Consider the following 18500-nt stretch of genomic DNA (forward strand, 5'->3'; position numbering starts at 1 on the left):
CGAGGGAACCCTGCCACCCTATCTCCAACGGCAAGTCAGAAAGAACGATGCCTACAGGATACCGCCCGAGATTGGCAAGGTGACACCGGTCATATAGCTGGAATCCTCGCCCATCAGGAACGAAACCACCCCCGGTATTTCGGAAATGTCACCAAGGCGGCGCATCGGCACGCTGCCGATCATCGCCTTGCTCACTTCCTCAGGGTCGGAGGAGAAGTACTGGGTTCCTGCCTTCGCCTGAAGCTCGACCTGCCGGTCCCACATAAAGCCCGGTCCCATCAAGGCGGGTGCAATGCCGTTCACACGGATATTGTGCGGCGCAAGATCCTTGGAGGCCGTCTGCGTCAGGCCCACGATACCGAACTTGGCGGCGGCATAGGCCCCCATGTTCGGCGGCCCCTGCAAGCCGGCCATGCTGGCCGTGTTGACGATACGCCCGAAACCATGGGCGACCATGCGTGCAGACACGGCGCGAAGCACATGAAAGGCGCCAATCAGATCGATCTGGATGACCTTGGCGAAATCCTCCGGCGAATAATCCTGAATCGGCGTGAAAGCGCCCTGGTAGCCGGCATTGTTGAACAACAACGCCACCGGTCCCAGCAATTCCTCTGCCCGCGCAACCGCGGCGTCGACACTGGCGAAGTCGGTGACGTCACATGTGGCGGTTTCCACTCTGGTGCCGAACGTCGCGACAGCGTCCTTCGCCTCGGCCAGTTTATCGGCGGCGATATCCAGCAGGACGATATCCGCACCGTCTTCGGCAAGGCGCCTGGCCGTCGCCAGACCGATATTGCCTGCCGCGCCCGTCACAAGGGCAACACGACCACTAAAACGCTTTTCGCCGCTCATTTCGGCTCCAGTCCACGGGGTTAACGATTAAGGACGCGTCCGGCCACGGCATCGAGCTTCGCCAGAAGCGCGGGATCGCGCGCGGCGGGAGCAGTGATAAGCGCGTGGTCGAGCGCACGGTCACAACCAGCGGGACATGGCGCGCGGCGCTGTCCCAGGGCCGGGATCACTGCCCGCACCAACGCACGAGCACGCTCGCTGTTGCGTTGCATGACCTGAACAACCGCATCGACCGTCACGCTGTCATGCTCGTCATGCCAGCAGTCGAAATCCGTCACCATGGCGACGCTGGCGTAGTCGATTTCCGCTTCACGCGCGAGTTTGGCCTCCGGCATGTTGGTCATCCCGATCACCGAGCAACCCCACTGACGATAGAGTTCACTCTCGGCGCGGGTGGAGAATTGCGGTCCTTCCATGACCAGATACGTCCCGCCCTTGCGGATGGAGATGTTCAGCAAATTCGCCTGCCGCATGACCTCGTCGCCGATTCGGGGACAGACCGGATCGGCCATCGCCACATGCGCCACGCAACCACGTGTGAAGAACGTCTTGTTGCGGGCGAAGGAACGGTCGATGAACTGGTCCACCAGGACGAAGCTGCCAGGCGGCAGGTCGTCGCGCAGCGAACCGACGGCCGAAAGCGACAGGATGTCAGTCACGCCCGAGCGTTTGAGCGCATCGATATTGGCACGGAAATTCAGTTCCGACGGGGGAATGGGATGCCCGCGACCGTGTCTCGGCAGGAAGACGCAGCGAACGCCATCCAGACGCCCGAACAACAAGGCATCGGACGGCTCGCCCCACGGAGTCTCGACGTGCCGCCATTCCTTGTCCTGCAAACCATCGATATCGTAGAGGCCCGAGCCACCGATGATCCCGATGACCGGTTCGATCGTGTTCTCTTCCGCCATGTCTGCTCTCCGCTTATCGCATTGGGTGATTGACGACATGGAGGAACATGAGACGGCGCAATCCGCAAGCATTCGTTCATGGCGGGCCCATCCGGAACCCCATTCGCCAATGCCGACACAAAGGATGCAGACGGGCAATAGCCTCCCGATCACGATTCTGCTATGGCACGCTCGGTTCTGTCGGCCCGGTGCCGACTGACAGCCTATCGGAGCCTGCCATGAGCGAGACGGTCGAACCCGTCACCTTCGCCGACCTGCAACGGGCCGACGTTCCCCACGACGCCCTCAAACGCGCCGCAACAGCGTGGTTCGAGAGCCTGCGCGATCGAATCTGCGCATCCTACGAGGCGATCGAAGACGATGCCGCGGAACTTGGTTCACCGGTCCTCAGGGATCGCATCGCGCCCGGCCGTTTCGAGCGCACGGCCTGGACGCGGGACGAGGCAAACGGATCGCTGCATGGCGGCGGCGTGATGTCCGTCATGCGTGGCCGGGTGTTCGAGAAGGTGGGCGTCAACGTGTCCACCGTCTGGGGTAGGTTCTCACCCGAATTTCGCGGCAGCATCCCGGGCACGGAGAACGACCCGCGCTTCTTCGCGACCGGTATCTCCCTCGTCGCGCATCCCTGCAATCCGCATGTCTGCGCCGCGCATTTCAACACGCGCCTTATCATCACCAGTCAGGGATGGTTCGGCGGCGGTGGCGACATCACGCCGATGTTCCCCGACAGCGATGCAGCCCGGGAAGACGCCAGACTGTTTCACGCCGCTTTCGAAAGCGCATGCGAACGGCACGACCCGGACTACTACCCGCGCTTCAAGGATTGGTGCGACCGCTATTTCTACCTGCCGCATCGGCAGGAACCGCGCGGATTGGGCGGCATTTTCTTCGACCGCCACGACACGGGTAACGCGGAAGACGATTTCGCCTTCACGCGCGACGTCGGCGATGCCTTCGCCGAAGCCTATCCCGCCGCCGTCCGGGCCCGCATGATGCAGCCCTGGACCGAAGCCGACCGCGACGCCCAGCTGATCCGTCGTGGCCGATACGTGGAATTCAATCTCATCCACGATCGCGGCACGATCTTCGGCCTGAAGACCGGCGGCAATACCGAAGCGATTCTGATGAGCATGCCGCCGGAGGTGAAATGGCCGTAAGAACCGACGGTCACTGTTTCGCCGCAAATCGCTGGCGTATTCGCGCATCCATTCCTTCAGCGATGCCGAAAAACCCAGTGTGCGTGATTTGACAATGAGCAACGATAAAAAGCGGTCATACGCGCGTCGCCGCTTTCTCGGCGGCATGGTCGGCCTCGGACTGACTGCCACGATGCGGCCCGCCCATGCATGGGACGCAACCGAGAACCAGACAGCGGTCGACGATCCGCAACTTATTCTCGGAGGCGGCCCGGACAGCCTGCCCGGCCAGATTGCGCCGCTTCTGTCCCACGCGCTCGAACGTGGTCTCAACCTCGATATGCCTTTGCGGACACGCACCGATGTCGGGCGCGACGGCGTCACGGCGGCGAACCTGTTCGATACCGGCATGGCGGCGGACGGCGCCACCGCACTGGTCGCACCCGGCGCGGCGCTGGTGGCTTCCCTTTCCGGTGACCCACGCGTGCATTTCGACTACAGCCGCTGGGTCCCGATCATGATGGCGCAACGCCCGGTCGTGACACTCGCCCGCGCTGAACTGCATCGAAGCCTCAAGGAACGTCTCGAAGGCTGGCTGCACGATCACCCTGTTCGTCTGGCCGTATCCCAACCGACCGGCGTCGAACTGGCGAGCCTGCTCGGCCTTTCCCTTCTCGGCCTGCACCCGGTGCCGGTCGAAGGGCTGGCCTCACAGGACGCGGCCCTGCGCGCATTGCAAAACGGCACGGTGGATGCCGTGCAGCTGACATCCAATCCTGCGGGCGAAAGCATCGAGAAGATCATCGCGCAGGCGCCGTCTGGAACACTGCCGATGTTCCATATCGGAAATGAGGAACTTTCCTTACCGAGTTTCGGGCAATCGTTCGAAGAGGCACGACGTCGGCAACCGGGCGGCCCTCTGTATGACGCATGGCAATCCGTCGCCCTGGCAGCGTCAACCGGCCTGACGGTCGCCTTGCCGATGCTCACGCCGGCACCACTGGTCGCCCGCTGGCGCCATGCGGCCACCCTGGCGGCGGAAACGCCGGAACTGCGGAACTGGAGCCGCGGCAATCAGGTGTCGCTGGTCTCCGGCGCCGAATCGGCTCCACTGCTCTCGGCACTGACCCCCGACCTGACGGCCCTGCTCGCGCTTCGACGCTGGATCAACAACAACACGCCACGCTGGCGCCTCGGCCAGGAAACACGTCCGACCTAACGCGAACGCCGGCGCAGCAGGATGCGCACGGCGCCCTTGTTGCGGGCATGCGTATGCACGACAGCCAGCACAAGGGGACGCAGGTCGCCCCGCGCCAGCCAGTGCGGCAATTCGCGCCGGATCACCCCGCCATCGCGACCGCTTCCCAATCCGGTCACGACCTCGACGCAACGCAATCCTTGCGCGCTGCTCCTAAGAAGGAAGGTATGCAGCCGCTCGAAAGCATCCTGCGCGAAATGGCCGTGCAGATCGAGACGTCGCTGCGGAGACATGCGGCCAGTCGAGAGTGCCCGCCAGCTCGTGTCGTCCAGCCCCGGCTGCCGCGCACCGATTTCGATCGTCGGATGCGCCGCAGGCCGCGTGGCCGCCACCACGCGGGCTGGAATCACCTTGATGGTCAGTGGCGGCAAAGACGGTGATGCCTCGGATGATGGCACCACTGCCGTCGACGCTTCAGGCTTCTTCGCCGCTCGCCGAGCGCGCCGCGATTTCAGCGGCTGGATGTCACGGGCAAAGGTCGCCCATAGCGCCGCTTCTTCCTTTTCGAGTTCCCGGCGCGCCACGTTTCATCCCCCCTGAACTTCGCCCCTAACGGAGCGAAGCCGTAACGTCCAGAGGGAAAGCCCAATCAGTTGGCCGATGAGCGCAGCGGCGGCTCGGCAGGAACATCACGCAGCGGCAGGCCCTGGAACTTGCCGGTCAGCGTCTTCAGGAACGCCGTGATATCCTCGACATCCTGCGTGGAAACATCCGCGTCCGGCGTCTGGTAACGCGCCATCAACCGCACCGCATCCGGCAGGGTCTTAACGTTGCCATCGTGGAAATAGGGGCCGGTCAGTTCGATGTTACGCAGATTGGGCACCTTGAAGCGTCGCGCATCGGAGAGGGCATGCGTGAATGCCTCGCGCCCCTCATCGGCCGCCGTCAGCGGCGTGTGGCGGTCGTTAAAATACGGGCCTTCCAGACCCATTACCTCATAGGCATCGCCGCCCATGGAAACACCGCTATGGCAACCTGAGCACCCGATTGCCTTGAAACGCTCATACCCGCGCAGTTCCTGCGCCGTCAGCGCCTTCGCATCGCCCTTGAGATACAGGTCGAAACGGCTGTCGGGCGTAATCAGCGTCTTTTCATACTCGGCAATCGCATTCGTCACGTTTTCTTCGTTAACGGCATCCGACCCATAGATCGTCTGGAACGACGACGCATATTCAGGCACTGCCGCCACCGTCGCGGCCACCGCATTCCAGTCATGCGACCCCATTTCGACCGGGTTTGTCACCGGACCGGCAGCCTGCGCGGCGAGATCCTTGGCACGACCGTTCCAGAACTGGGCGATATTGAACACCGAATCATAGACCGTCGGCGTGTTGATCGGACCCTTCTGGCCGTTGATACCCGTCGCCGTCACGAGGTTATCCACGCCACCCGTATTCAACCCATGGCAGCTGGCACAGTTGAGCTGACCATTGCCGGAAAGGCGCTTGTCGAAGAAAAGCTCACGCCCGAGCGCCGCCTTATCCCAGTTGACCGGCACGCTTTCAGGAATCGGCTGGATCGGTTCGGCGGCGAACTGCGCCGCGACACCCGGTGTCGCATAATAGCGGCGGCGCTGGTCGCGGACCCAGTTCAGGATATCATCGCGTTGCTTCTCGTTCAGATGAGCATGCGGATGCATGAGCAGATAGGCAGCAGGCGGCATGCGGTTCTGCGAAATCACCTCCTCGATCCGCGAGAGCTGCTCCACCGACGGCGGCTTGCCTTGCTGGAAGGCGGCGATGACCGGCTCGACCCGGAAATGGCGCAGCCCTTCCTGTAGATCATGTCCCATGATCTGGTTGGCCAGCGGCAGCTTGAAATAGAACGGCAGGTCGGTGCCCTTGGCATGGCAGTAGTCACACCGCACTTCCGTCAACGCCGACCACGCCGCCATCGATACGGCATCGTGCCGCGTCGCGCTGTCTGCCGGCAGTTGCGGCGCGCCTGCATGGTCGAAATGGGTGAGATAGGCGAGCGTTCCGCCATAAGCCACGGCGCCAAGCGCCACGAGACCCAAAACTGATTTCTTCACTGCGGACGCGTTCAAACCGATCTTCTCCCCTTTAGCTCACGAACCCGTTACTTTTGCCGGGGATAAGACCGTTATGTCAAAACGCTCCTGTCGATCATCCTGATCGGTCGGACCGATCAATGAGCTGACGCAGGCGCTGCCGTGCCGTCGCAACATATCCGGTGTCGCAATCGATCCCCATGCCCGACAGGCCCATCTCCTCGGCGGCCAGCAGCGTTGTCCCCGTCCCCATGAAAGGGTCGAGAACCGCAGCGCCCGGCCTCGCGCCATGCAGCGTCAGACACGCCGTCGGCAACGCGACGGGAAATGTGCCGGGATGGGAGAATTTCTGCTGTTTCGTCCGAACCGTCTCATAGGGAATGAACCACGTATCGCCCCGACAGCGCCGATCGACGGCATGGTTTCGCCGCGCGATATTGCTTTTGTCCGTGAACGGCACGCCCGCGGCCAGACGCTGGAGAGGCACGTCCCCGTTCAGCGTGAGATGAAAGACGTGTTCGTGATTGCGATTGACGTAGCGTGCCGAATTCACCGGCTTGAAATGCCCATGCGTCACGTCGGCGATCGCAACCGATTTGATCCAGGTAATATGGTTCTGGAGGACAAAGATCGCGCGCAGCCGCACCATCAGTTCGAACGGCAACCAGGGTGCGGATGATGAACCGGCGATATTGAGGAAGAACGATCCGCGCGGCTTCATGATCCGTGCCACCTGCCGTCCGATATCGGTCATCCAGTCAAGATAGGCCGCCTCGCTCAGCGTGTCCCGATAGGTCTGGTACGCCAGTCCGATGTTGTAGGGCGGCGACGTCACGACGACGTCCACGCTGTCAGCTGGCAGCCGCCGCAGGACGTTCATCGCATCGCCCCGGATCAGGGTATGACGACCAATCGTCTCACGCCTCGAGCGCGGCTTGGGGACGGCTTCCCTGGATGTCATTCAGGCTGGCGGTCGCGGCAGCAATACCGTCATCGTGCCGCTTTCGCGCAAGCCACCGGCAACCGCTTCCGCTGCCGGTCCCCACCCGGTGAACAGGTCCGCACGACCCGGCCCGGCAATGTCCGTCCCGATATCCTGCGCCAGCACCAGATGGCGCCAGTCGCCGACCTGCCCCTGAGCATCCGGTAGTCGCGTTTCCACCCATACGGGCACACCCAGCGGCATGACATTACGATCGATCGCAATCGACCGCCCTGGCGTCAGACCGATACCCAGGGCACCCGGCGCACCGCTGGCCGCATCGAGGCCTTCCAGACGCTTGAAGAAAACATAGTTGGCGTTTTTCTCCAGGATGCTCCGTGCCTGATCGGGATGAGCGGCCAACCAGTTGCGGATATTGACCATCGTGACGTCATGCGCCGCAAGGTCGCCGTTTTCGACCAGAACATGCCCGATCGGCGTATAGGGGTGCCCGTTGCGACCGCTGTATCCAACGCGCATCACGCTCCCGTCCGGCATCACGATGCGCCCGGATCCCTGGATCTGAAGAAAGAACAGATCTTCCGGGCTTCGAAGCCATGCCAGTTCCAGCCCTTTGCCCGCCAGCGCCCCCTGATCGATTTCCGCACGGCTGAAATGCGGCGAAAACCGTCCATCCTGCCAGCGGCCACTGACCCATGACCCCGCCGTGGTCCGTGCACGCACGAGATCCGTCGGCCTGGCATAAAGCGGCGTCTGGAAAGCACCCTGCCTTGTTGGAGACCCGAAGACCTGTGGTTCGTAATACCCTGAATAGAACGCGTCCTGTTCAACGCGGTAGGGAACGAACCATGCCTGAAGATAACGCTGCGCCGAAGAGGCATCATCAGGCGTCGTCGCCAGAACACCGCATGCTCCGGCCCAGTCGCCCGCGCGGCTGCCGTTGGGAATCGTCGGTGCGCTGCCACCGAGATGCGTCTGTGGCGGCAGGGTCGCGAAACGCCGGCATTCTGCCCGCAGGGATGACAGGACGGACAATGCTTCCGCACCGGACCATCCCGTAAGCGCCTCATACGCGACAGGCGTCAGTGACAATGTCTCGTTGGAGGAAGGCTGCTCGGCGCATCCCGCCACCAGCAGCATCCCCAGCGGCAAGGCGCGCAACGGAGAGAATTTCATGGACCGATTTTAACCGAAGACAATCAGAAGAACAGGGGCCGGTCGTACCACCGTCGCCCCCCGCTCGCCAACCCCATCATGCAGCGCGTGCTGCCGCCAGACGCCAGGAAGCACCACCGGTCTGCGCGCCGAAAACGCGCTCGAAACGCCAGAGGTCGGAAAATTCGGTGACGGATTCCGTCCCGACCAGCGGCTGGCTGTCGCGATCGTTCAGAAGGCTGATCTGCCGCGAGACGATCAGCACGTCGATCGCGCCGCGGGTCACACCCTGCGCCGGCTCCGCCACATCCGCGTCCTGAATCGCCAATGACTGGATTGCAACGATCTCCGTTCGCTGGACCTCCCCGGCCGCCTCCCGCGCATCGATTGCCGCCGCGAAACCAGCATAAGCGTCCGGCGTCAGCGCGGCACGCAGCTTCTCCCGGTCCCCCATGGCAAACGCCGTCACCACATTCCGAAACGACGTCTCGACCCCGCGCAGAAACTTTTCCGGAGAGAAGCCCGGTTCCACCAGGGCCATGCGCCCCAGTATGCCGCCGACACGCGTCGCAGGGGCGGGAATGTCCAGAGCGGCGCCCGGTTCCTCGACCTTGGGCGCCACGTCGGTCCTGGGCTGCACGGCACGGGGCGAAGCGACATGGCGCACCGCAGCCATCTCCTGAACGCCCATGCGTCGCCCCAGAACGCTGCGTAGCCGAAGCGCCAGGAGAATGCTGATGATCGCAAAGATCACGATATCGTAGGGAATATGAGATAGAACGGACATGGACGTCGGCTTTGCTGAAATCTGGAGAATATAGCGCGTTCTCCTTAATTAGGTTTTCAACGCCGCCATCACAACATGCGATCTTCATTTGGGCTGTTGGCGGCATAGCCCGGGCATGCTACCGCGCAGGACAAGACGCGCGACCTGGCCGTCGTGCGCGTGTCGTCCTCCCGCAATTGAGAGAGCCCATGTCCGAAAGCAATCCGACCCCCGCCAACGATACGCCGGAGAACGGCGCACCGCCGGGCATGCCGCTTGCCGTTAACCTGCAATACACCAGGGATCTGTCGTTCGAAGTGCCGGCCGGCGCCGCCATCTTCAAGACACTCCGTGGCGCACCGCAAGTCGGCGTGAATATCGACGTCCGGGTGGACCCGATCGAGGAAAACCAGCCGATCTTCGAAGTCTCGCTGGTCGTCCGCGTGGAAGCAACGGAGCCGCCGGAACAGGAAGGCGGCCAGAACGGCCGCACCGTCTTCATCGCCGACCTGACCTATGCCGCGATCGTGACGCTGAATAACGCACCGCAGGAAATCGTCGAGCCGCTTCTGCTGGTCGAAGTGCCGCGCCTGATCTTCCCGTTCGCGCGCAACATCATCAGCGACGTCACGCGCGACGGCGGTTTCCCGTCCGTCGTCCTGGCCCCGATCGACTTCGTGGCCCTGTGGCAGGCCAAGCGGGCCGCGCAGTTCCCGGAACCCGCCGGTCACGCCTGATCGGAACAGGGACCTCGGGCGCTGGCGTGCCCGAGGTCATCCTTATGCTGACTGGGGAACGATGCCGATCATCTGGTCCTCGGACGGCTCCTTCACCACTTTCAACGAGCGAACCTGATCAGGCTCCGCCCGACGCTCACGACGACGCGGCTCTAGTTTCTGCGCCTCGCCGGTTTCCAGCGCACGTTCGACAGCCGCCAGAACGCGGACGTCCATCAGCCCCTCTTCACCATTGGGCTCCGGATCGATGTCGTTCAGAATGCAGTCCGAGAAATAATCCGTCTCCCCGCCGAATTGTTCGACCGGCTTTTGCGCGCGCGTCTCTTCCTTGCCATCGATGATCGTTCGATAGGTGATGCCGATGCTCGGCCCGAACATGAAGCATGGTCCCGCATGGACGGTCCCCTTGTCGCCCACCAGCGTGAAAGTCTCGACCGGCGCGGAGGCATAGCTGACGGTGAAATGTGCCAGTTTTTCATCCGGGAAACGCAACGTGACCGACACCGTATCGAAAAAATTGAAGTTACGCCCCGGCGTCTTGCTGCCGACAGCCCGCACCTCGATCGGCTCGTCACCGAACAGGTTCCGCACAGCGTTGAGCGGGTATGTCCCCATGTCCGGCACGGGGCCTGACCAGTAGCCCGAATGGCCACGATGGTTTTCTTCCGAGAAATTCTGTCCGAACGTCGAATTGAAGATCATGAGCCGACCGAAATCACCCTGTCGGCAACGCTCGATCAGTTCCACCGTCCCGGGTTCGCAATGCAGCCGGTAGGCAATCATCAGCTTGCCTCCGCCACGTCGCTGGGCGTCGATAATGGCCTGACAATCCTCGACGCTCGCCTCCATCGCCTTTTCCAGCAGGACATGCTTGCCCGCTTCCAGCGCCGGCACGGCATAAAGGCGATGCTTGGCATTGGGTGTGGCGATATAGAAGGCGTCGATATCGTCGGACGCGCAAAGCTGCGCGAAGTCGTCGTATCCATACGCGGGAATATTATATTGCTTGGCGAGCTTGTCCGCTTTCTCCGGGTCGCCCGTCACCAGCGCCACCAGTTCAGAATTTTCCGCGCGCGCAATGCCCGGCATGAACGCCTGCTGCGATATCTGGCCGCTGCCGACCACGGCATAACGCACTTTCTTTGTCGATCCGAACATGTCCTACCCCTTTTGCTGATCTCGCAATCCAACGTTGCGAAAGAAGGGGCAGTTGCCGAAAACTTCCCTGTTGCATCTGCCGTTATACGACAATCCAACATCGGAGGCCGATCATGCCACGTGGCGATAAATCGAGCTACACGGACAAGCAGAAACGCCAGGCCGAACATATCGAGGAAGGTTATGAGAAGCGCGGCGTTCCCGAGGAGGAAGCCGAGCGACGCGCCTGGGCCACGGTCAACAAGGAAACCGGCGGCGGCAGGAAAAGCGGCAGCGGTCGGGGGCACCCGGTCAATACCGAGCCTTCGCACAAGGGCGGCGAAACAGGGGGCGCCGCATCGGCTCACCGCCCGAAAGCCGACCGGTCCGCAGCCGCGAAGAAGGCGGCGGAAACAAGACGCAGGAACGCCGCGAAATCTTAATTCCCATGTCCCGTCAGCGCTTGTCGCGCAGAAGGCGGAATATGGCGCCCTGACGATCGTCACTGACCAGGACCGATCCGTCGGGCAGCGGCTGCACATCGGCCGGACGGCCAAGGACATGACCATCGGCATCGCGGAAGTCCAGCAGAACCTGCTGGTTCATATCCCGGGATATGCCGACAACCCGGTAGCCCGATGGTGTGCCCCTGTTCCACGATCCGTGCTCGGCAACAATGATGCCATCATGCAAGCCGGGCCAGTCGCCCATGCGGTAGAAGCGCATCCCAAGCGCTGCAACATGCGCGCCCAGCTTGGCGACCGGCGGCGTATAGTTCGTGCATGAATGCCCCTTCCCAAATACCGGGTCTGTAATGTCTCCCTGATGGCAATAAGGGTAGCCGAACTCCTGTCCCTCATGATCGAGACGGTTAAGTTCATCGCTTGGAATATCATCGCCAAGATTGTCGCGGCCGTTATCGGTGAACCAGAGCTTCCGCGTGTCGGGTTGCCAGTCGAAGCCGACGCTGTTGCGGATACCGAAAGCGATATCCTGACGATGCCCGCCATCCGCATCCATCCGCAGGATCTTGCCAAAATCGTGCCCCACAGAGCAGATGTTGCACGGCGCGCCGATTGGCACATAAAGTTTGTCATCCGGCCCGAAGGCAATGAATCTCCAGTCATGGTCGCCTGCCCGCCAGGGAAGGCCCTTCACCAGTTCCCTGGGTTGCGGCGGTGCATCAAGCGACGACATGATGTTCGGCAACACCAGGATGCGTGCGACGTCGGCCACATATAGCGTGCCATTGTGAAAGGCGACGCCGACCGGCATGTCCAGATCATGCGCCACGACATGCACGCGAGCAGCATGGTCGGGATGAAGCGGATCGTAGGTTATCGCATAGACGTTCCCCGCATTCATCGAACCGACAAAGATCGTCCCGGATGGCCCCAGCGTCATCTCCCGCGCCGAAGGCACATCGGGCGCGAAAACCTCGACGCGGTAGCCGGTCGCCGGATGAGGCAATGTCACGGCATGACCGGCACTGGCCAATGCCCCGCCGAGAACCGCAGTCAACATGCAGGACAGGCGTTTCACGCATCGTCTCCATCGGTATCCAGCAATTTACGGGTCAATGGATCGTCCTCGCCGCCGAAGAAAGCCGCAAGCGCGCGTTCGAACACCGCCTCATCGGGTACAGCCGCTCGAAAAAGCGTCATGCAGGACCGGAATTTCAGATCGTCCGGCGTCCCGAATATCGCGGTAATGCTCTTCTTTTCATGCTGCACCACCAGCGCCGTGTCGTCGCGCAATCTGCCGCCCAGAACCGGATGCGCTGCATAGGCCCGGGCTTCCGCCAGGGATGCGATCCCGTAGCGACGCGCCATCTCACTACGCCCCAATTCGCGCAGTTGCGGAAAAACGAACCACATCCAGTGACTGGTCTTGTGCCCGGCAGCCAGTTCGCGCCGAACCGCCGTCATCACCGGTTGCTGGGCGTCGAGGAAACGATGAAGGTCGAATGATTCACTCATGGTCGCGGCTTTCGCTCCGGGGGTTCCTTCCCAGAACGTCCAGCAGCGCAGCCTGTTCCGGGCGAGCGGCAACCTCCAGCCGCGACCATCCCGCAGCACGGAGCGGCACAGCAACCTGCTCCGACAAGGCGATGGCGCGTATCGGCGATCGAGCAGATTCCGGAAGTTTCGACACGCAGCGAAGAAACGCAACCGCCGTCGCTGCCGAGAAAAGCAGGACGGCATCCACCGTGCCAGTGGCTAGTTCTCGCGCAGCCGGGGATGGCAGTTTCGTCGCCGCCTGCGCCCTGTAAACCACCCGCCGCGTGACGCGCCAACCCTGTTGTCGCGCACCCTGCGCCAGGACCGCCCCCTGCCTCCTGGCAATCGGCAATAAAACGCGCGATCCACCGCCTGTCGGAGAGCCTAAGAGTGTCAGAAGTGCTGCAGCGTCGCCATCAGCCGAGCGCACGCATTGAAACCCGGCCTCTCGGGCACGCTGCGCCGTTGCCGCGCCAACCGTCAGAAGGGAGGCATCGAAAGGCACGACACCGACAAGCGACGGCACCGCCTGCCCGCTACCGAGTAGAACATGGTCGAAGCCATGGGCATCCAGACGCAGCGGGCAATGACGGATCAGCAGCATCGGCGCCGCAATCGGCCGCCAGCCCAGCGACTCGACCCGTGGCAGTGTCGCCGAAAGCCCCGGCTCCGGACGCGTCACCAGAACCGCGTCTCTTACAGGCCCTGACGACCGGCCATTCGGGCCGCGCGTCAATCCTCGAAGATATCGGCCGGTGAGTCCTTGCGCAGCGACGCACCGAGTTCCTGCCCCAGACGCAGCGCGTCACCCGGCGCACCGACCAGTTCACGCTTCAGGAAGAAGGACCCGTCCTCCCGCGCCACCAGCCCCGTCAGAACCAGATCGTATCCGCTGAGCGCACCATGACCGGTCCGACCGCCGGGTTTCGCGACAAGCCGCGCGTAGCCGCCGATCGGCGTGCGACAGGAACCATCCAGAACGGCAAGAAGCGCCCGTTCGGCCGTCGCCACCGCGCGGGCTTCCGGATCCTCGATCGCGGAAAGCAGGTCGAGAAGCTCCACATCCGCTGAGCGCGCCGTCACACCGACGATCCCCTGTCCCGCCGCCGGAATCATCTCCGAAGGATCGAGCACGACATCGGCGCGGTCCTCCATGCCCAGACGCCGCAATCCGGCGAGAGCCAGCATGGTCGCATCGCACGCGCCGCCCGACAGCTTGTCGAGACGCGTCTGCACATTGCCCCGCAACAGACAGAACCGCAGATCGGGCCGACGATGCAGCAATTGTGCCTGCCGGCGGACGGACGCGCAGCCGATCAAGGCATTCGGCGGCAGAACATCCAGCGGGTCGGCCCCCTCCCGCACGGCGGCACGCAGACGCGGATGCAGAAGCAGAACGTCGCGCGCATCCTCCCGCTTCAATGTGCAGGCGAGTTCGAGCCCGTCCGGCAGATCCGTTTCGAGGTCCTTGAGACTATGCACCGCGAAGTCGATGCGCCCGGCGGCCAGCGCTTCGTGAATTTCCTTGGCGAACAGTCCCTTGCCACCAATTTCGGCCAGAAGCCGCGACTGGACCTGATCGCCCGTCGTGCTGATCTGGTGCTCCTGGAATGCGCCCATGTCACGCAGGACCGGACAGAAACGCGTCAGGCGCGTCAGGAAGGCACGCGTCTGCACCAATGCAAGCGGCGAACCGCGCGTCCCGACACGCAACGGCAGCGTCCGACGATGCGACGGGGGGTGGCTGGCGGCCTGCCGGCGCATCGCTTCTGCCGCGACGCGTTGCAGGGAATTGACGACGGTGCCCTCGGCCCCGTTCGACGACATGGCGTTCATGGACGTCTTACGTAATCCAGTCGGAAGGACATGAAAAGACATCTCTCGCACGTGGCGACGGAGGGCGATATAGAATAGTCATGCCTGTAATCAACGGCCCGCTTCTGGCCATCGAATCTTCCTGCGACGACACCGCCTGCGCCATCCTCTCGCCCAAAGGCGACATTCTGGCCGAACGCGTGCTGTCCCAGACCGGTCATGCCGCACTCGGCGGCGTCGTGCCCGAGATCGCGGCACGCGCCCATCTCGCGGCCCTGCCGTCCCTGATGGACGATACGCTGACCGATGCGGGACTGACGCTCGACGATATTGCCGCCTATGCCGCAAGCACCGGGCCCGGCCTCATCGGCGGCCTGATCGTCGGCAGCACCTTCGCGAAAGGCATCGCCATCGCACGCGACAAGCCGTTCATCGCCGTCAATCATATCGAGGCACACGCGCTTACGGCCCGTCTCCCCGCATTGTCGGGAGAGACGCCAGCCTTTCCCTATCTTCTGCTGCTCGTTTCCGGCGGGCACTGTCAGTGCGTCGCCGTGCGCGGTATCGGCCACTACGAAAAGCTCGGCGGCACGATCGACGATGCCGCCGGGGAAGCCTTCGACAAGGTGGCAAAACTGCTCGGACTTGGCTGGCCCGGTGGCCCGGCACTGGAGAAGCTTGCCCGGAAGGGAAATCCGAGCGCGGTCACCCTGCCCCGACCGCTGCTTGGTCGCCCGGGCTGCGACTTCTCCTTCTCGGGACTGAAAACTGCCGTCGCGCGCCATATCGCCCCCTACGGTCAGGCCGCCCTGCCGCTTCAGGTCGCCGCCGACATCGCCGCCAGCTTCCAGCGATGCGTGGCCGATATCATGGCCGATCGCGCGGAGAATGCTTACACGGCAATACCGGATGCCACGGCGCTCGTGGTGGCGGGCGGCGTTGCGGCCAATACCGAACTCCGTACACGGCTCGAAGCCGTCGCAGAACGCCACGCTCTGCGCTTCATCGCCCCGCCATTGCGCCTGTGCACCGATAACGCCGTGATGGTCGGATGGGCGGCGCTCGAGACGCTCAGCGCCCGGCACGATGCCGGTTACGGCCCGTCCGACGACGTTCCCGTCGCCCCGCGCCCTCGCTGGCCGCTGACGGAAATACAGCCGCCGGGGCCGGTTCAGCCATGAACTACCGACACGCCTATCACGCCGGCAACTTCGCGGACGTGATGAAACATGTCCTGCTGCTCGAACTCATGTCATCCCTGCAACGCAAGGAAGGCGGCGCCTGCGTCATCGACACGCATGCCGGCTGCGGCGAATACGACCTGCGTGCCGAGGAGGCGGAGAAAACCCAAGAATGGCGTCAGGGTCTCGGGCGCGTTCTTGAACAGCCCGACGCGGTCCTGCAATCATATATCGATCGCGTCACGGCACTTGGCGCGCCCGCGCGTTATCCGGGCTCGCCAAGGCTGATTGCCTCCATGCTGCGGCCGCAGGATCGCCTGATCGCCTGCGAACTCCACACCGACGACGCACAGATCCTGCGACGGCTTTTTCATCGGGATGACCGTGTCGCCGTTCATCATCGGGACGGATACGCATCACTACGTGCCTTCCTGCCGCCAAGGCCACAGAAACGCGGGCTTGTGCTGATCGACCCACCTTTCGAACAACCCGACGAATTCGCGCGCCTTGCTGATGCCATCGCCGAGATCCGGACACGCTTTCCTTCCGGTATCGTCGCGGCCTGGTATCCGATCAAGCATCGCACGCCGGTGCGCGCCTTCCACGACGATCTGAAAGCACGTGGCGTCCGCTCGCTGCTCGCCTGCGAACTCACGCTCCGTCCACCTCTCGATCCCACCCGACTGAACGGCAGCGGGCTGCTGATCGCCAACCCGCCCTTCGGCTTCGATAACCGTGCCAGGGAGCTTCTTGCCGTACTCGCGCGCATCCTGGACATCGAAGGCCAGACCACCGCGCAGGTCGAATGGCTGGTGGGAGAATAACATGACCGTTCCGACCATCGCCGTGATCGGCGCAGGCGCGTGGGGCACGGCCCTGGCATGCGCACAGGCGCAGGCCGGCGCCAACGTAATATTATGGATGCGCAATCCCGTGCCACCCGACGTTCGTCGTCTTCCGCGCCTGCCGGACGTCGAACTGCCGGGTAACATCACGGTCACCGGCGACCTGCCGACAAACGCGGATCTCACGCTGATTGCCGTGCCGCTCCAGACGTTGCGATCCGTCGCAACGCGCCTGAGCGGCACATCACCGCTCGTCGTCTGCTGCAAGGGGGTTGAGACCGGCACGGGTGATCTGCCACTCGATATCCTCACGGAAATTCTGCCGGATCGTCCACGCGGCGTTTTCTCCGGCCCGAACTTCGCCATCGAAGTCGCACGCGGCCTGCCCGCTGCCGCCACGATCGCGGCCGAGACGCTGGACGCGGCACAACAATACGCCAGCCTTCTTTCAACCCCCACCCTGCGCCTCTACGCGAGCGACGATCCGCTTGGCGTCCAGATCGCAGGCGCCGCGAAGAACGTGATCGCCATCGGCGCAGGCATCGCCATCGGCGCGGGCCTGGGCGAGAACGCACGTGCCGCCCTGATTACCCGCGCGATTGTCGAGATCGGTCGTCTCTCCGCTGCCATGGGCGGACGGGCCGCCACGATATCGGGCCTGAGCGGCCTGGGTGACCTCATTTTAACGTGCACGGGGCGCGGTTCGCGGAACTACAGCCTTGGTCTGGCTTTAGGAGAGGGTGAGCGCCTCGAAGATATCCTTAGTCACCGCAGCACGGTGGCGGAAGGTGTCGCCACGGCGCCGGCACTTCTGGCACTGGCCAGACGATACGGCGTGACAATGCCGATCGTCGAAACGGTGACAGCTCTCCTGGCAGGACGGTTCGACCCGTCCACCGCCCGCAACCTTCTGCTGGACCGCCCGCCAGCCACTGAATGACCCCCCCCATCAGCGTTAAGGGAAAGCCTGCTCTCTCATGTGGATGCGCAACGAAAAAATGCGCCGTTTTATCGGCGGCAACAAACTGGCCCGCGCCCTGACGTTCGGTATTCAAAACAAGCTCCAGCTAAGACTGCTTTCCGGTCATAAGCACGCGGAAACGCTCGTGCGTCTGCGAAAAGCAGCGCAGCAGTCGCCATCCCTGTTGAGTGCGGATGAAGCGTTCATGCTTCACGAAATCGCCCATGCGCAGGCCGCCCTGCCCGGCGCCCTGGCCGAATTCGGCGTCTATCGCGGTGCGTCGGCATCCCTCCTCTGCGCCGTCAAGGGAGAGCGGCCGCTCCATCTCTTCGATACTTTCGCCGGCCTGCCGGACCCGACCGACCGGGAAGAGCATGTCTTCAAATCCGGCCAGTTCACCGGTACGCTGCCAGCGGTGCGCGCATTGCTCGTGGGCTATCGCAACGTGCATTTTCATCCCGGCATGTTCCCCGCCTCCACGGCGGGGCTGGAGGAACTGCGCTTCAGCTTCGTGCATCTGGACGTTGATCTGCATGACGCGACGCTGGCCGGACTCGAATACTTCTATCCGCGCATGGTGCCGGGTGGCGTGATCCTGACGCACGACCATTCGATCATCGATGGCGTCGCCCGGGCCTTCACCACGTTCCTGCGCGACAAGCCCGAACGCGTCATCGAACTATCGACCACGCAGGCGATGATTATCCGCAGCGCCGCATCGGCGCAAATGCCGGCGACGATGGACGAGACCGCAAGCGCTACGGCGGAAGCGGCCTGAAGCCGAAAGGCGGC

20 protein-coding genes are annotated in these 18500 nt (G+C 63.2%); 8 read left to right on the forward strand and 12 right to left on the reverse strand.

Translation table 11 applies throughout. The features are described 5' to 3' along the window. Positions 1-51: 51 nt before the first annotated feature. Together A0U93_RS03480 and A0U93_RS03485 are read right to left on the reverse strand one after the other, a co-directional pair. On the reverse strand, positions 52-852 hold the full coding sequence (locus A0U93_RS03480; RefSeq protein ID WP_077806113.1) for an SDR family NAD(P)-dependent oxidoreductase: 801 nt from the start codon (positions 850-852) through the stop codon (positions 52-54). 20 nt (positions 853-872) lie between these two features. Then, positions 873-1763: an S-methyl-5'-thioadenosine phosphorylase gene (locus tag A0U93_RS03485; protein WP_077806114.1), complete on the reverse strand. Its 891-nt coding sequence runs from the start codon at positions 1761-1763 to the stop codon at positions 873-875. Between the two features lie 218 nt (positions 1764-1981). Here A0U93_RS03485 and hemF point away from each other — a divergent pair, with 218 nt between their 5' ends. Together hemF and A0U93_RS03495 are read left to right on the forward strand one after the other, a co-directional pair. Beyond that, the gene (gene hemF, locus A0U93_RS03490; protein ID WP_077806115.1) at positions 1982-2920 is read left to right on the forward strand and encodes an oxygen-dependent coproporphyrinogen oxidase; all 939 of its coding nucleotides are present in this window, start codon (positions 1982-1984) and stop codon (positions 2918-2920) included. A 94-nt stretch (positions 2921-3014) separates the two neighbouring features. Beyond that, a complete protein-coding gene (locus A0U93_RS03495; RefSeq protein ID WP_077806116.1) occupies positions 3015-4118 on the forward strand; it encodes a hypothetical protein in 1104 nt (367 codons plus the stop codon). Here the strand turns inward: A0U93_RS03495 and A0U93_RS03500 are convergent. The 5 genes from A0U93_RS03500 to A0U93_RS03520 form a co-directional block, all read right to left on the reverse strand. Further along, positions 4115-4681, reverse strand: coding sequence for a Smr/MutS family protein (locus A0U93_RS03500; protein ID WP_077806117.1), 567 nt, complete (start codon positions 4679-4681; stop codon positions 4115-4117). The two genes, A0U93_RS03495 and A0U93_RS03500, sit on opposite strands and share 4 nt — an antisense overlap. 65 nt (positions 4682-4746) lie before the next feature. Beyond that, positions 4747-6189, reverse strand: coding sequence for a cytochrome-c peroxidase (locus A0U93_RS03505; protein WP_077808306.1), 1443 nt, complete (start codon positions 6187-6189; stop codon positions 4747-4749). Positions 6190-6283: 94 nt separating this feature from the next. Further along, complete coding sequence (locus A0U93_RS03510; RefSeq protein WP_077806118.1) at positions 6284-7129, reverse strand: DNA-methyltransferase; 846 nt, start codon at positions 7127-7129, stop codon at positions 6284-6286. Next, complete coding sequence (gene mltA, locus A0U93_RS03515) at positions 7130-8287, reverse strand: murein transglycosylase A (protein ID WP_077806119.1); 1158 nt, start codon at positions 8285-8287, stop codon at positions 7130-7132. 76 nt (positions 8288-8363) lie between these two features. Then, complete coding sequence (locus A0U93_RS03520; protein ID WP_077806120.1) at positions 8364-9053, reverse strand: Tim44/TimA family putative adaptor protein; 690 nt, start codon at positions 9051-9053, stop codon at positions 8364-8366. A gap of 188 nt (positions 9054-9241) precedes the next feature. Here A0U93_RS03520 and secB point away from each other — a divergent pair, with 188 nt between their 5' ends. Beyond that, on the forward strand, positions 9242-9769 hold the full coding sequence (secB, locus tag A0U93_RS03525; RefSeq protein ID WP_077806121.1) for a protein-export chaperone SecB: 528 nt from the start codon (positions 9242-9244) through the stop codon (positions 9767-9769). Positions 9770-9811: 42 nt separating this feature from the next. Here secB and A0U93_RS03530 read toward each other — a convergent pair whose 3' ends face one another. Continuing rightward, on the reverse strand, positions 9812-10927 hold the full coding sequence (locus A0U93_RS03530; protein WP_077806122.1) for a Gfo/Idh/MocA family protein: 1116 nt from the start codon (positions 10925-10927) through the stop codon (positions 9812-9814). A 113-nt stretch (positions 10928-11040) separates the two neighbouring features. On the opposite strand from A0U93_RS03530, the gene A0U93_RS03535 reads away from it, so the two are divergent. Then, the gene (locus A0U93_RS03535; protein WP_077806123.1) at positions 11041-11349 is read left to right on the forward strand and encodes a plasmid stabilization protein; all 309 of its coding nucleotides are present in this window, start codon (positions 11041-11043) and stop codon (positions 11347-11349) included. A gap of 13 nt (positions 11350-11362) precedes the next feature. On the opposite strand, the gene A0U93_RS03540 is transcribed toward A0U93_RS03535, so the two are convergent. The 4 genes from A0U93_RS03540 to hemC are packed head-to-tail and all read right to left on the reverse strand — an operon-like array spanning position 11363 to position 14733. Then, the gene (locus A0U93_RS03540; protein ID WP_245825072.1) at positions 11363-12448 is read right to left on the reverse strand and encodes a PQQ-dependent sugar dehydrogenase; all 1086 of its coding nucleotides are present in this window, start codon (positions 12446-12448) and stop codon (positions 11363-11365) included. Then, entirely contained in the window at positions 12445-12885 is a 441-nt protein-coding gene (locus tag A0U93_RS03545) for a DUF1810 domain-containing protein (protein ID WP_077806124.1), read from the reverse strand. The genes A0U93_RS03540 and A0U93_RS03545 overlap by 4 nt, the downstream gene beginning before the upstream one ends. Then, complete coding sequence (locus A0U93_RS03550; protein WP_077806125.1) at positions 12878-13588, reverse strand: uroporphyrinogen-III synthase; 711 nt, start codon at positions 13586-13588, stop codon at positions 12878-12880. The genes A0U93_RS03545 and A0U93_RS03550 overlap by 8 nt, the downstream gene beginning before the upstream one ends. A gap of 50 nt (positions 13589-13638) precedes the next feature. Beyond that, positions 13639-14733 (reverse strand): hydroxymethylbilane synthase, encoded by a 1095-nt coding sequence (hemC, locus tag A0U93_RS03555; RefSeq protein ID WP_077806126.1) that lies wholly within the window; start codon positions 14731-14733, stop codon positions 13639-13641. 89 nt (positions 14734-14822) lie between these two features. Here hemC and tsaD point away from each other — a divergent pair, with 89 nt between their 5' ends. The 4 genes from tsaD to A0U93_RS03575 are packed head-to-tail and all read left to right on the forward strand — an operon-like array spanning position 14823 to position 18486. Beyond that, positions 14823-15902, forward strand: coding sequence for a tRNA (adenosine(37)-N6)-threonylcarbamoyltransferase complex transferase subunit TsaD (tsaD, locus tag A0U93_RS03560; RefSeq protein ID WP_077806127.1), 1080 nt, complete (start codon positions 14823-14825; stop codon positions 15900-15902). Further along, positions 15899-16726: a 23S rRNA (adenine(2030)-N(6))-methyltransferase RlmJ gene (locus A0U93_RS03565; RefSeq protein WP_077806128.1), complete on the forward strand. Its 828-nt coding sequence runs from the start codon at positions 15899-15901 to the stop codon at positions 16724-16726. Before tsaD ends, A0U93_RS03565 begins: the two co-directional genes overlap by 4 nt. A 1-nt stretch (position 16727) precedes the next feature. Beyond that, positions 16728-17687: an NAD(P)H-dependent glycerol-3-phosphate dehydrogenase gene (locus tag A0U93_RS03570; RefSeq protein WP_077806129.1), complete on the forward strand. Its 960-nt coding sequence runs from the start codon at positions 16728-16730 to the stop codon at positions 17685-17687. Positions 17688-17745: 58 nt separating this feature from the next. Beyond that, on the forward strand, positions 17746-18486 hold the full coding sequence (locus A0U93_RS03575; protein ID WP_169852688.1) for a TylF/MycF/NovP-related O-methyltransferase: 741 nt from the start codon (positions 17746-17748) through the stop codon (positions 18484-18486). Positions 18487-18500: the final 14 nt, after the last annotated feature.

It is taken from the genome of Neoasaia chiangmaiensis, assembly GCF_002005465.1.
Taxonomy (GTDB): domain Bacteria; phylum Pseudomonadota; class Alphaproteobacteria; order Acetobacterales; family Acetobacteraceae; genus Neoasaia; species Neoasaia chiangmaiensis.

Bases quoted from the DNA above. Each gene is read 5' to 3' on its own strand.
- A0U93_RS03480 (WP_077806113.1), bottom strand. From the start codon at position 852: ATGAGCGGCGAAAAGCGTTTTAGTGGTCGTGTTGCCCTTGTGACGGGC.
- A0U93_RS03485 (WP_077806114.1), bottom strand. From the start codon at position 1,763: ATGGCGGAAGAGAACACGATCGAACCGGTCATCGGGATCATCGGTGGC.
- hemF (WP_077806115.1), top strand. From the start codon at position 1,982: ATGAGCGAGACGGTCGAACCCGTCACCTTCGCCGACCTGCAACGGGCC.
- A0U93_RS03495 (WP_077806116.1), top strand. From the start codon at position 3,015: ATGAGCAACGATAAAAAGCGGTCATACGCGCGTCGCCGCTTTCTCGGC.
- A0U93_RS03510 (WP_077806118.1), bottom strand. From the start codon at position 7,129: ATGACATCCAGGGAAGCCGTCCCCAAGCCGCGCTCGAGGCGTGAGACG.
- mltA (WP_077806119.1), bottom strand. From the start codon at position 8,287: ATGAAATTCTCTCCGTTGCGCGCCTTGCCGCTGGGGATGCTGCTGGTG.
- A0U93_RS03520 (WP_077806120.1), bottom strand. From the start codon at position 9,053: ATGTCCGTTCTATCTCATATTCCCTACGATATCGTGATCTTTGCGATC.
- secB (WP_077806121.1), top strand. From the start codon at position 9,242: ATGTCCGAAAGCAATCCGACCCCCGCCAACGATACGCCGGAGAACGGC.
- A0U93_RS03530 (WP_077806122.1), bottom strand. From the start codon at position 10,927: ATGTTCGGATCGACAAAGAAAGTGCGTTATGCCGTGGTCGGCAGCGGC.
- A0U93_RS03535 (WP_077806123.1), top strand. From the start codon at position 11,041: ATGCCACGTGGCGATAAATCGAGCTACACGGACAAGCAGAAACGCCAG.
- A0U93_RS03545 (WP_077806124.1), bottom strand. From the start codon at position 12,885: ATGAGTGAATCATTCGACCTTCATCGTTTCCTCGACGCCCAGCAACCG.
- hemC (WP_077806126.1), bottom strand. From the start codon at position 14,733: ATGTCGTCGAACGGGGCCGAGGGCACCGTCGTCAATTCCCTGCAACGC.
- tsaD (WP_077806127.1), top strand. From the start codon at position 14,823: ATGCCTGTAATCAACGGCCCGCTTCTGGCCATCGAATCTTCCTGCGAC.
- A0U93_RS03565 (WP_077806128.1), top strand. From the start codon at position 15,899: ATGAACTACCGACACGCCTATCACGCCGGCAACTTCGCGGACGTGATG.
- A0U93_RS03570 (WP_077806129.1), top strand. From the start codon at position 16,728: ATGACCGTTCCGACCATCGCCGTGATCGGCGCAGGCGCGTGGGGCACG.
- A0U93_RS03575 (WP_169852688.1), top strand. From the start codon at position 17,746: ATGCGCCGTTTTATCGGCGGCAACAAACTGGCCCGCGCCCTGACGTTC.